Here is an 11543-nt window from a genome sequence, read left to right as displayed (position 1 = left end):
GCGCCCCGCCCGGACCCGCCACCGACCGGGCCTCCTCGTCCGGCGCCCGGTGAACCGCGTGGTCTTACCGGCGCCGGCGCCCGTGTCCGCGGGCGTGGTCCGGGCGACCGGGGCGGCGGTTGTGGTGTGTCTTCGGTCGGCCGTGTGGAACGGGGGCGGTCAGAACAGGCTCAGCAGGGCTTCCGCCGGGTCGGTGAGGCCGCCCTCGCCGCCCGGCAGGGGCAGTTCGAACCACACCGTCTTGCCGCGAGGCGTACGCCGGGAACCCCAGGCCGCGCTGAGGAGGCCGACGAGCTGCAGTCCACGGCCGCCCTCGTCGGTGTCCCGGGCCCGTCGGCGCCGTGGCTGGACCAGACCGGCGTCCCAGACCTCGCAGACCAGCGTGCGGTCCAGCAGCAGCCGTAGCCGGATCTCCCCCTCGCCGTACCGCAGCGCGTTCGTCACCAGCTCGCTGACCAGCAGCTCCGTCGTGTCGACCAGCGGCTCCAGGTCCCAGGACAGCAGCCGGCCGCGGGCGTGTTCACGGGCCCGGCCCACACTGCGCGGCTCGCGGGGCAGGGTCCAGTCGCCCACGGAGTCGGCGGGCAGGCCCTGCACACGGGCCATCAGCAGGGCGATGTCGTCCTCGCCGTGATGGGTGTCGAGGGTGTTGAGGACGTGGTCGCAGACGTCCTCCAGGGGTTCGGAGGGATCTGTCAGCGCGCCCACGAAGGCCTGCAGGCCCTCGTCCAGCGGATGGTCGCGGGACTCGACCAGGCCGTCCGTGTAGAGGGCCAGCAGCGCGCCCTCCGGCAGTTCGACCTCGACCTCCTCGAACGGCTCGCCGCCCACACCGAGCGGCATGCCGGGCGGCACGTCGAGCATCAGCGCCGCCTCGCCGGGCTCCACCAGGACCGGCGGCAGATGGCCGGCGTTGGCGAACGTACAGCGTCTGGTGACGGAGTCGTACACGGCGTACACGCACGTCGCCAGGTACACCTCGGAGAGGTCGGCGTCCCGGGGCTGGCGGGCGGCGCGGGTGGCCTGCTGGACACCGCCCGGCGTGCCGAGCCCCCGCGCGATCTCGTCCAGCGCCGACAGCACCTCGGCCGGCTCCAGGTCGAGCAGTGCCAGGGTCCGTACGGCCGTACGGAGTTCGCCCATCGCCACCGCCGCGCGCAGGCCCCGGCCCATCACGTCCCCGACGACCAGCGCCGTGCGGTGACCGGGGAGTTCGATGACGTCGAACCAGTCGCCGCCCACCTCCGTCGCCGCGTTGCCCGGCAGGTAGCGGCAGGCGATGTCCAGACCGGACGCCTCCGGGTCGCCCGGCGGGAGCAGGGACCGTTGCAGTATCAGCGCCCGCTCGTGCTCCCGGCGGTACAGGCGCGCGTTGTCGATGCAGACGGCGGCGCGCGCGGCCAGCTCGACCGCGAGGTCCCGGTCCCGCTCGCCGAACGGCTCGCTGCCCTTCGTGCGGGAGAACTGCGCGAGCCCGACGACGGTGTCGTGGGCGACCATCGGCACGGCCAGCGTGGACTGCACGAGCCCGCCCTCCTCGGCGGGCACATGCTGCGGGCGGGCGGTGCGCAGGGCGTCCGCGCAGGGCGAGTTGAACGGGAAATGGTGGACCGCGCCGACCTCGACGGGCTGCCCGGAGCCGATGAAGGGGGCGCCGGAGACGGCGCTGGCGAAGGCGACGCGACGCAGTTCGGCGCTGCCGTCGGCGAGACCGGGCGGGGCCTCGTCGCCGGCCAGCAGGCCCTGGTAGAGATCGACGGTCGCGAGGTCGCAGAAGCCGGGCACGACCACGTCGAGGAGTTCGCGGGCCGTGGTCTCCAGGTCCAGGGAGTTCCCTATGCGGGCGCCGGCCTCGTTGAGCAGCGCGAGGTTGCGCCGGGCGGCGGCGGCCTCGCGGGCCGCGGCCCGGCGGGCGGTGATGTCGGTGCCGAGCCAGGCGATGCCGATGGGCCGGCCGCTGCCGCTGTGCACGCGGTAGAGGTTGACGGACCAGTGCCGGCGCTCCTCGGAACCCGGGACGTATCCGGTGACGTGCATGTCGGTGATGGACTCGCCGGACTCCAGCACCCGGCGCAGGGTCGCCGAGACCCGGTCGGCCTCACCGCGCGGCAGATAGTCGTGAACTCCCTTGCCCCGGTGGTCGTCCGGGGTGCCGCCGAAGATGGAGGCGAACCGCATGTTGGCCCGGCGGACCCGCAAGTCGGTGTCGATCAGCAGGAATCCGAAGGGTGACTGTCCGAAAATCGCCTGGGAGGCGGCGAGATCCGTCTCGATGCTGCGCAGCGTGCGGACGTCCACGACGATACAGACGGCGGCCTTGTCACCCTCCGCGGTGCGCGTCGGCATCACGTAGACCTCGGCCAGCCCCTCCTCCCCGCGGGTGCCGTCCGGCCCGTCCGGCATCCGGAAGGGCACCACTCCGGTCCACTCGCGCCCGTCGAGGATTTCGGCCATCTTCCGCTGGCCGCGATCGCGCAGGTCGGGATCGATGAAAGCCTCTATCGGATCCATGCCGACGGCGCGCGAGGCGGGGATGCCGAAGAGCTGCTCGGCGCGCAGGCTCCACTGGTCGACGAACCCGCCGGGGTTGATGGAGAAGGACGCGACCCTGATGTAGTCGTAGATCGAACCGGGCGGACTGCTCTGCCACATGGCGTCGCCGGGTGCCGCGGCAGCCTCCGCGGCCTGACTCCTCGCGCCGTCCGACGGGTCCTCGGACTCCGTGGCCTTCGCTGGTATCTCGCTCACGCGAACCGTCCCCTCCAGCTCACCGCGTCCGGCACCGGTCACCGGGGGCGGCTGCCCGCAGTATCCAGCACTACGGCGCCGCACGACACGGTGTTCACGATCACAGCTCGGTCCAGGTGTTTTTCGGACCGGTCCGTGACAACACTTCCACTCTTCTAACCAGGGAACACACCGCCGAATCACGTCCGGTCGGACCATGTGCGCCCCCGGCGCGCACGATGGACGGCACGCGGACCGCTGTACACCCCCGTGCCCCCACGGGCGTTCCGCCCTCAGCCGGGCACCGCGAGCTCGAACCAGACGGTCTTTCCGCTCGCGCCGGGCCGGGTGCCCCAGCGGCGCGAGGACCCGGCGACCAGCTGCAGGCCACGCCCGCTCTCGTCCTCGGGGTGGGCGACCCGCTCCCGCGGCGGGTCCGGGAGCGGGTCGGAGACCTCCACCCGCAGCGTGTCGTCGAGCCCGCCGAGCCGGACCAGCCGTACGCCGATGGGACCGGTGGCGTGCCGCAGCGAGTTGGTGACCAGCTCGCTGACCAGCAGCGCGGCGAGATCGGCGAGACAGTCCAGGTCCCAGCCGTGCAACTGGCCCCGGACCGCCGCACGGGCGGCACGCACGGCCCCCGGCTCCGCCGGAAACGTCCACTCGGCGCAGTCACCATCGGTGTCGATCACGCCGATCACTTCCCAGGCCAGCGGAGCCCACCCATGTCCGGTTTCATGGGGTTAATGGGCACATACCCGATATCCGGCGGGCAGTACCGCACGAGAGGGCGCACTGTGGCACGAACGGCGTACGAGGCGCTCGGCCGGGTCGGCGTGAACGCCCGGAGCCCCGGGCTACTCCCGGCCGTCACCCGGGCCGGCCGCCCGGGAAGCGGCCCCGTCGCCCGCACCGGCCGGGAAGGTCTCCTCGATCTCGCGCACCGCCGGCACGTCCTGGTCCAGCCACGGCACGTCCCACAGCTCCGCCGGCGTCAGCCAGCGCAGGTCGTCATGGTCCTGGAGGGGCCGGGGCGCGGGTGAGCCCGGGCGCAGGCGGGCGGTCCACACCTGGAGGACGTACGGTGTCCGCAGCGGCCACTCCCCCGGCACGCGCCCGACCGGCTCGGCGTCGATGCCCAGTTCCTCGCGCAGTTCGCGCACCAGGGCGTCCGCGGGCCGCTCGCCCGCCTCGACCTTGCCGCCGGGCAACTCCCAGCGTCCGGCCAGCTCCGCGGGCGCGCTGCGGCGCGCGGCGAGCAGCCGGCCGCCGTCGAGCAGGGCGGCTCCCACCACCACGATCGGATCCGTCTCGGGAGTCGTGCGCGTCATGGAGCGGAGCCTACGGGAGTGCGCAGCGGGTCAGTTCTGCGCGCCGTCCCCGTTCTGGCCGATGCGCTCGACCCAGTAGAGCTGCTTGTGGCCCCGGTCGTCGAAGCTGTCGGCGATCTTCTGCGCCTCCGCACGGGTCGCGTACCGCCCGACGCGGTAGCGATTGCCGTTGTCGTCCTGCCGTATCACGATCCAGGGCAACGAGACCGTGCCCTCACTCATGGCCCCCACCGCCCGCGTCCCTTCTCGCACCGCCCCACCCGCTTCCCCCGCCTAAGGAAACCGCAATCCGCATATGCCCGAGCGTACGCCCAACCTTTACGCTGCGAATACGGCTTTTCACAAAGAGGTACGCAACCAGCCAGAACGCCGGGGGCGCACGGGACCGAATGCGCCGTCGCGAGCGCCCCTGCCTCAAGTCGGGGGCATACCGGGAGCAGCCCGGCCACCTGGGAGAACGGCCGGATTGCTGCGGCCCGCAAGGGCGCCGGCGACGGCGGGAAGGCGGGGATGACCGCCCCGAGGCGCGTCAGGGTGTGCGCTACCTCACGCGGAGGGGCGCGCGCGGCGCCGTCCGGGCCGTGCGCCGGCCGGGCCCTCGGTCACTTGACGGGCAGGTGGTAGGAGACCCGGTAGCGGTCGGCCGGGATCACCACGTCGGCCGTCTCGACCGGCCGCCCGGAGGCGAAGTACGTGCGCTGGACGACCACCACCACATGACCGGGGACGCCGCCGAGCAGATGCAGTTCCTCGGCGAGACCGGGGCGGGCACCGACCTCCTCGGTGACGTTGTCCACGATGACGTCGATGGCGCGCATGCGCTCGACCACGCCCATCCCGCCGAGCGGACCCTCCTCGGGCAGCATCACCGGGGTGCGGCCGGTGACCGCGAGGGGCTCCCAGGAGGTGGAGAGCATCATCGGCTCGCCGTTCTCCCGGAACAGGTACTTGGTGCGCATGACCCGGTCGCCGGCCTGGATCGCGAGCCGCTCGGCGATGACCACGCCGGCCCCGGTCTGCTCGCTGCTGGACTCCCAGGTGCCGCGCACCGAGGCGTCGGACTGCTCCTGCCGGAAGGGGGTGGCGCCGCCGGCCGGGCGGTATCCAGAGCGGGCCACCCGCCGGGGCACCGGCCGCTCGCGCACATAGGTCCCCGAGCCGGAGCGGCCCTCGACCAGCCCCTCGGCCATCAGCACCTTGCGGGCCTCCAGCGCGACCGTGTCCGAGACGCCGTACTCCTCGCGGATGCGCGCCTGGGAGGGCAGCCGGGTGTGGGGCGGGAGTGAACCGTCGACGATCTTCTTGCGGAGATCACCCGCGACGCGCAGGTACGCCGGCTGCTCACCGAAAGTCACTGGCCGCTCCCATCAGGTTGTACAGACAGCAACAGCCTGGCAACCGTGGGTTGTGCCATGCAAGCAAAGGCCAGAGAATCACTCGATGTGATGACATGCGGGTGGGGAGGGCTTCACCCGGGCACTTTCTCTCCCGTATAGGCCCTCCTCACACCTCCCGGCTCACACCCGCATGCCGGTGTCGCCGCCCTCGTCGCCCGAAGCCGCGGGCGGAGTGGCGGCCGGCCCCAGGGACTTGCGCGCGGGGACCGCCCTGCTCGGTCCGATCAGGTCGAAACCGGCCTCGTAGTGCTCGCCCACGGCCGGTGAGCCGGCCGCGCCGCCGCGCGCGCCCTCCTTGAACCCCTGCCACATGTCCGAGGCGGCACCGATGCCGAGCGTCAGCGCCCACAGCGCGAGACCCACCCCCGACAGCACCGCGCCGCCCACGGCCGGCCCGGTGCCGCGCTCGCCACGCCTGCGGATCTGCCGCAGCGCGACCAGCCCCAGCACCAGCCCCGCACCCGGCAGGAAACACAGCGCACCGAGCACCAGGGAGGAGATGGCGAGTCCGTTGACCGGCGCCGGCTGGTTGTACGGACGGTAGCCCTGCGTCCACGGCCGGTAGGCCGGCAACCCCGCCGGACCGCCCGGCTGTTGGGCGTACGGCGACGGCCCGTGCGGCCCCCGCGGGTCCTGCCCGGATGGCTGGAACGGCCCTTGTGGCTGATGGGGGCCGGGAGGAGGGGGTATGGACACCGGTACCGTGCTCCTGGGTCGGGCGGCGCCGGCACAGCACCGCCGACCGGGCCGGCGGCTGGACTGACGTACGACTGGCCGCATGGTAAGCGGGGCACGAACGGGGACGGAATGCGGGTGGAGACCCCTACGGACGGCCGGATGGGCGGCGCGGCGGTCCGGGCGGTGAACGGGCTGACGGTCCGGTGGGCGCAGGCGCTGGACGGGGGGACGGTGTTTGCGGCGCCGGGGGTCTGGCCGCTGCTGGGCTTCCTGGCCGACGGCGCCGCGGGCCCGGCGCGCGCGGAGCTGGCCGGTGCGCTGGGCGTGCCGGCCGAACAGGCGGCCGGCGCAGCGCGGGAGCTGCTGGCCGGGCTGGCGTCGGTGTCCGGACTGGACGCGGCGCTCGGCCTGTGGACGCACCACGCGCTGTCCCTGCGGGAGGAGTGGCGGGCCGGGCTGCCGGCCGGGACCCAGGGGGTCTTCGGGGACGACCTCGTCACCGCCCAGGAACGGCTGGACGCGTGGGCGGCCGAGCGGACCGGCGGGCTGGTCGAGCGCATGCCGGTGACGCTGAACCGGGAGGCGCGGATGGTGCTCGCCAGTGCGCTCGCGCTGCGCACGGAGTGGCGGCAGCCGTTCACGGAGCTTCCGCTGCGGCCCGGTTCCGGCCCCTGGCAGGGCCGTACCCTGCGCGGCCTGCACCGGCGCAGCGTACGGCCCGACCGGGTGGGCGTGGCGGGCACCCCGGACGGCTTCGTCACCGCGCTGACGGTGCCCGGGGACAACGGCGTCGACGTCCATCTCGTCCTCGGCGAGGAGCGGATGACACCGGGCCAGGTGCTGGCGGCCGGCGTGCGGATCGTGGAGCGCGGACTGCCGGTGACCGGGGGCGGCGCCCTGCCGCACGGGCATGTCGGCCCCGGCCTGCATGTGGAGCAGCAGCCGGCCGCCACGCCGGAGCCGAGGACGCTGGACGTGCGGACGGTGGCGTACGAGGTGCGGGCCGACCACGATCTGCTCGCCCTCGCCGGCCTCTTCGGCCTCACGACGGCGACGGACACCCGCGTCGGCCACTTCCCCGGGGTGAGCGCCTACCCGCTGGCCGTCGGAGAGGCCCGGCAGTCGGCGGTGGCCCAGTTCGGCGCGCTCGGTTTCCGGGCCGCGGCGGTGACGGCGGTGATGCCGACGGCGGCCGGCGGGATGCCGCAGTACCGCTACGAGACCACGGTCGTCCGGGCCGCCTTCGACCGCCCCTTCGGCTTCCTGGCGGCCGACCGCGACTCCCGCCTGGTCCTGGCGGCGGGCTGGGTCACGGATCCGGCGCCGTACCCGGTGACGCAACTCGGGAACATGTGACCCGGCGGGAGGGGGCCGGCCAGCGGGGACGTCCAGGGTCTTTCGCCGGATCAGCCTGGCATGATCCGAACGACAGGCCCTAAGCCCCCGGCCGCCCCGTCTCCTCCGCCGGCAGGTGGAAGGGGACGGTGTTCCAGGGGCTGTCCGGGTGGGTGGTCAGGGCCCGGTGGGCCGTGAGCATCTCCTGGTACCAGTCGCCGAACCGCTCCTCGTCGAAGTGCAGGCACCGGCCCAGGGCGTAGCCGGCGGAGAAGTCCTGCCACGAGGTGTGCGCGGACCGTGCGCTGCCGCTCGCCTCCAGGACGGCCTCACGCATCTCCGCGCGGGTGGCGAAGCGGGCGCCGTAGCCCCAGCGGGCCATCATCGACGCGCGGCCGAGGTCCCAGGCGGCGACCGAACGCACCACGGCGTCCCCGGTGAGCAGGCCGTCGGCACGGAACCTGGCCTCGTAGCGCAGCACCTTGCCGGCCAGGCCGAGCACATGGGCGACGAACTCCTCCCAGTCCGCACCGATCTGCTCCGGCACCTCGGCGGCCCGCTCGCGCAGCGTCACCTCCACGTACTCGCGCCACGCGGTGGCGTCGACGGCCTGCGGCCGGCCGTCCGCGTACCGGTGGGCGAGGGCGTTCCGCGCGTCGAGGGCGAACTCCCAGTACCACGGCGTGACCTCGCGGGCGAGGAGCCGCCGCTGGGTCTCCTGCCACTCCGCCCGGCCGGTGACGCCCCACCACTCGGCGAGCCGCCGGTGCTCCATGGACAGCCCGAGGCCGTGGTAGTCCGGGTTGTTCCAGGCCTCGCCGTTGACGAAGCACATCTGGGCGCCGAGGGCCAGACCGTGCAGGAGCCGGCCGAGGGGCGGTGCGCCGGTCCGCCGGGTGACGACCCGGTCGGCGCGGCCGTCCGGCTCCCAGTGCTCCCGGTGCAGCGCGCGCCACACCCGGCGCTCCTCCGAGTCGGCCGACATGAGCATCGGGCACGGGGTCCGGTTGTTGACGGCGATGCCCACGACGTCGGCGGGCAGGTGGTCGGCCAGGTCGCGCAGGGTGTACGACTCGAAGACCCGGTGCGGGTGCGGCCGGGGCAGCAGTCCGCGGGTGTAGACGGCGACGAGTCGCCCGACGTGGGTGTCGTGGACCTGGAAGGTGCGCCCGCCGGGTTCGGGCGCGGTCTCCTCGCGGTGGAACGGCACGTACACGACCTCACCGGCGAGTGCCTCCAGGTAGGCCAGGGTCAGGTCCTCCCGGGCCTCCTCCTCGGCCTCCGCGTTCGCCCACTCGGTCGTGGCATGGCGGGTCAGCAGCTCGTACAGGTGCTGTTCGAGCTCGCCGGGCGCCTGCCAGGTGCCGGGCTCGGGAACCGGTATGTCCGGCAGCTCCTCGGCGTGAGCGTCAAGTTCGCCGACGACATAGCGTTCGGTCAACTGCCGCTCCCACCTGAGCTGTTCCTCCCGAACCGCCCGCTTCCGGCTGCCGAACACCCCGTACCCCCGCCTTCGCGATCAAGAACGCGGCCACTCTACGGGCCGCGGCTCGACCGCTCGGGAAGGGGCCGGGCGGGCTGATCACGGCCCCTGCCACGGCTACGGACTCGACGGACCGGATCGCGAGCGGCGGTCACGCCACTTGGTGACCAGCCACAGGACGTTGATCCCGCCCAGGGTGACCAGCACCGCGGCCGAGTCGGCGGTGTCCGCGAGGCTGTGGCCCGGCCCCAGTCCCCGTACCGCGCGGACCAGCAGGGCGACGTCGACGGGAAGGGTGACGGCGGCCATGAACGCCAGGCAGGCCGCCGTGCCGGCCACGAGGACCACGCTGTAGAGGCGAACGGCCCGGCGCTCGTGCGGGGGCAGCGGGACGCTCGGATCACCGGCTTCGGCGCTCCGGTCACCGGCTTCGGTGCTCCGGCCGGGCCGCAGCCGTCGCGTCACCCGCCGGGACACGTACCGGGCGTAGGCGAGACCGTCGCCGTACAGGTTCCGGCAGCCGGTGACGTCCTGGAGGACGAAGTACAGGTCCGTACGGGTGAACACCATGCACTGGAAGGGCAGCGGCATCAGGGCCAGCAGCAGGGCCGCGGCCAGCAGCCGGTGGGCCGTCGTACCGGTGTCCGTCACGGCGAGGATCAGGACCAGGGCCGATGCGACGGACAGGTTGAGGGCGATGCCGGCCAGGTAGGCCGTCATCCGGTGGCGGCGGGGCGCGAGCTCGATGCCGCTGATGTCGGTCTGCATGACGAGGAACTGCAGCCGGGTGCCCAGCCGCATCCTCCCCGGCACGCCCGCGGCGCGGGCGGTGACCAGGTGCGCCAGCTCGTGCGCCAGCAACAGCGCCCACCCGGCCGCCGCCCCGCTGAACAGGACCAGGCTGCCGTGCGGGCTCCACAGCAGGTCGCGATAGCCCGGGAGCAGGTCGGGACGGCGGACGAGGACGGCGACGGCGGCCGCCAGCAGCACTCCGGCGAGCACCGCGGGCGCCGGGTGCAGGGCGAACCGGACATGGCGGGGGCGCAGCCACGGCAGTGACGCGCGGGGCGGCTCGGCGTCCGGGAGCGGGCGGTCCGCGATCCGCGCCACGAACCCCAGAGCGGCCAGGTCCCTGACGAAGTCCGTGATCTCGAACTCCTCACCGGTCTCGGCACGCAGCGTCTCCGCCGTGCGGGCCACGCTCCGCCCGTCGCCCAGGAGTTCCAGCGCGCGTGCGCCGGCCGCCGGCAGCGCGACGAAGGTCCGGGTGGCCATGCGGCCCACGATCCACTCGTCCCGGTCCCGCCGCACCGCCAGGTCGTGCAGCAGGACGCGGGCCGACGGCTCGATCCGGGGAGCGTCCTCGGCCGCGACATCCGTCACGGGAGGTCCCCGGACCCGGGGTTCACCGCCGGTTCCGCCCGGCAGGCGGGGCAGTCGGGGCGTCGCTCCGAGCGCTGCATGATCGTGTCGCCGGGAACCATGAGGTTGAGGCCGAACCGGCATCCCGGTTCGACCGGCGGGATGCCGCACAGCAGCATGAGCGCGGCATGGGCCAGCAGACCGCCCGACAGACCGGCGGTCACGGCGTTGACCGGGTTCCACGGCATGCGGGGCGAGGCGACGTCCTCGTCCTGGCCGGGCGCCAGCCGCAGGTCGCGCCGCTCGATCTCGGCGCTGCGCAGGCACTCCCAGCACGCGCCCCGGCCGGGCGTGAAGACCCCGACGCTCACCAGCGGGCCGCGGTATCCGGCTTCGGCCCACGAGGTGCCGGAGGCCAGACAGACCTGGTTGGCCCATCTGCGGATCACCGCGGGGCGGTCGGCGGCCAGCAGCAGGACGTCGTACCCCGGCCCGTCGCCGGAGCCACCGGGAACATCGGAACCGCCGGGGCCGCCGGTCAGCAGGTCCTCCAGGTCCGCCGGCCCGCGTACCTCGCGGCGCTCGCCGGTCACCGTCACGTCCGAGTTCAGGGAGCGCAGCGCCGTCAGCGCCGCGTCGATCTTGGGCGTACCGATGTCCCGCTCGCGGAAGAGGGTCTGCCGGTTGAGGTTGGACAGCTCGACGACATCCGGTTCGACGCAGTGCAGTCGCCCCACCCCGGAGGCCACCAGGTCCCGGGCGGCGGCTCCGCCGGTACCGCCGACGCCGATCAGCAGGACCCGGGCGCGACGCAGCCGCAACTGCGGCTCCCAGGGGCTCTGACGCGGCTGGAGATCCATCCACCGCGCCAGCGTCATGCCCCTGCCGTACCGCTCGCGCTCCCGGTCGGACAGCTCCGCCGGCGGCGGGGCACCGGCGTCCTCCACGTACCCGGCCGTGGTCAGGTCCGTCATCGCCTGGACGATGTCCGGGGCCGGCAGCCGCAGTGCCGGGTGACGGCGGGACACCTCGGCGACGACGTCCGCGGCGCCGCGCGTGCCGTCCATGGCCTCGACCAGCGTCCACAGCCAGCCGTCGGGATCCTTGACCTCGGCACCGATGCCGTAGACGACGCTCCCGATCCGTATGTGACCGTCCGCCGTCCGGTAGGGCCGGTGCTCCGGCTTGATCCGAGGCCGCCGCATCGCGTGGACCGTCATCGCCTCACCA

10 protein-coding genes are annotated in these 11543 nt (G+C 73.8%); 1 reads left to right on the top strand and 9 read right to left on the bottom strand.

The genetic code is table 11. The annotated features are described in order from the left end of the window. Positions 1 to 159 precede the first annotated feature (159 nt). The 6 genes from FHS34_RS22595 to FHS34_RS22570 all read right to left on the bottom strand — a co-directional run bounded on the left by FHS34_RS22595 (position 160) and on the right by FHS34_RS22570 (position 6028). The gene (locus FHS34_RS22595; protein WP_184968270.1) at positions 160 to 2748 is read right to left on the bottom strand and encodes a SpoIIE family protein phosphatase; all 2589 of its coding nucleotides are present in this window, start codon (positions 2746 to 2748) and stop codon (positions 160 to 162) included. 272 nt (positions 2749 to 3020) lie between these two features. Further along, complete coding sequence (locus FHS34_RS22590) at positions 3021 to 3419, bottom strand: ATP-binding protein (RefSeq protein ID WP_225817564.1); 399 nt, start codon at positions 3417 to 3419, stop codon at positions 3021 to 3023. Positions 3420 to 3584: 165 nt separating this feature from the next. Next, on the bottom strand, positions 3585 to 4058 hold the full coding sequence (locus tag FHS34_RS22585; RefSeq protein WP_184968268.1) for a (deoxy)nucleoside triphosphate pyrophosphohydrolase: 474 nt from the start codon (positions 4056 to 4058) through the stop codon (positions 3585 to 3587). A 30-nt stretch (positions 4059 to 4088) separates the two neighbouring features. Continuing rightward, a complete protein-coding gene (locus tag FHS34_RS22580; protein WP_067006089.1) occupies positions 4089 to 4280 on the bottom strand; it encodes an SPOR domain-containing protein in 192 nt (63 codons plus the stop codon). Positions 4281 to 4660: 380 nt separating this feature from the next. Next, on the bottom strand, positions 4661 to 5413 hold the full coding sequence (locus FHS34_RS22575) for a GntR family transcriptional regulator (protein WP_184968266.1): 753 nt from the start codon (positions 5411 to 5413) through the stop codon (positions 4661 to 4663). Positions 5414 to 5575: 162 nt separating this feature from the next. Beyond that, positions 5576 to 6028, bottom strand: coding sequence for a DUF4190 domain-containing protein (locus tag FHS34_RS22570; RefSeq protein ID WP_245002370.1), 453 nt, complete (start codon positions 6026 to 6028; stop codon positions 5576 to 5578). A gap of 234 nt (positions 6029 to 6262) precedes the next feature. Between FHS34_RS22570 and FHS34_RS22565 the strand changes: the two genes are divergently transcribed. Next, complete coding sequence (locus tag FHS34_RS22565) at positions 6263 to 7489, top strand: serpin family protein (RefSeq protein ID WP_184968262.1); 1227 nt, start codon at positions 6263 to 6265, stop codon at positions 7487 to 7489. A 79-nt stretch (positions 7490 to 7568) separates the two neighbouring features. On the opposite strand, the gene FHS34_RS22560 is transcribed toward FHS34_RS22565, so the two are convergent. The 3 genes from FHS34_RS22560 to FHS34_RS22550 all read right to left on the bottom strand — a co-directional run bounded on the left by FHS34_RS22560 (position 7569) and on the right by FHS34_RS22550 (position 11518). Further along, positions 7569 to 8909 (bottom strand): DUF1266 domain-containing protein, encoded by a 1341-nt coding sequence (locus tag FHS34_RS22560; protein WP_225817563.1) that lies wholly within the window; start codon positions 8907 to 8909, stop codon positions 7569 to 7571. Positions 8910 to 9068: 159 nt separating this feature from the next. Next, positions 9069 to 10334 carry a hypothetical protein gene (locus FHS34_RS22555; RefSeq protein WP_184968260.1) on the bottom strand — a complete coding sequence of 422 codons (1266 nt, stop codon included), beginning with the start codon at positions 10332 to 10334 and terminating at the stop codon, positions 9069 to 9071. Then, positions 10331 to 11518, bottom strand: coding sequence for a ThiF family adenylyltransferase (locus FHS34_RS22550; RefSeq protein ID WP_225817562.1), 1188 nt, complete (start codon positions 11516 to 11518; stop codon positions 10331 to 10333). Before FHS34_RS22550 ends, FHS34_RS22555 begins: the two co-directional genes overlap by 4 nt. Positions 11519 to 11543 lie beyond the last annotated feature (25 nt).

Source organism: Streptomyces echinatus (genome assembly GCF_014203595.1).
Lineage (GTDB): Bacteria > Actinomycetota > Actinomycetes > Streptomycetales > Streptomycetaceae > Streptomyces > Streptomyces echinatus.
The sequence above is the reverse complement of the archived record's forward strand: the minus strand, read 5'-3'. Positions and strand labels throughout refer to the sequence as shown.

What these genes read in the sequence shown, in the direction of transcription:
- FHS34_RS22585 (WP_184968268.1), bottom strand. Translation starts at nt 4,058, where the DNA reads ATGACGCGCACGACTCCCGAGACGGATCCGATCGTGGTGGTGGGAGCC.
- FHS34_RS22580 (WP_067006089.1), bottom strand. Translation starts at nt 4,280, where the DNA reads ATGAGTGAGGGCACGGTCTCGTTGCCCTGGATCGTGATACGGCAGGAC.
- FHS34_RS22565 (WP_184968262.1), top strand. Translation starts at nt 6,263, where the DNA reads ATGCGGGTGGAGACCCCTACGGACGGCCGGATGGGCGGCGCGGCGGTC.
- FHS34_RS22550 (WP_225817562.1), bottom strand. Translation starts at nt 11,518, where the DNA reads ATGCGGCGGCCTCGGATCAAGCCGGAGCACCGGCCCTACCGGACGGCG.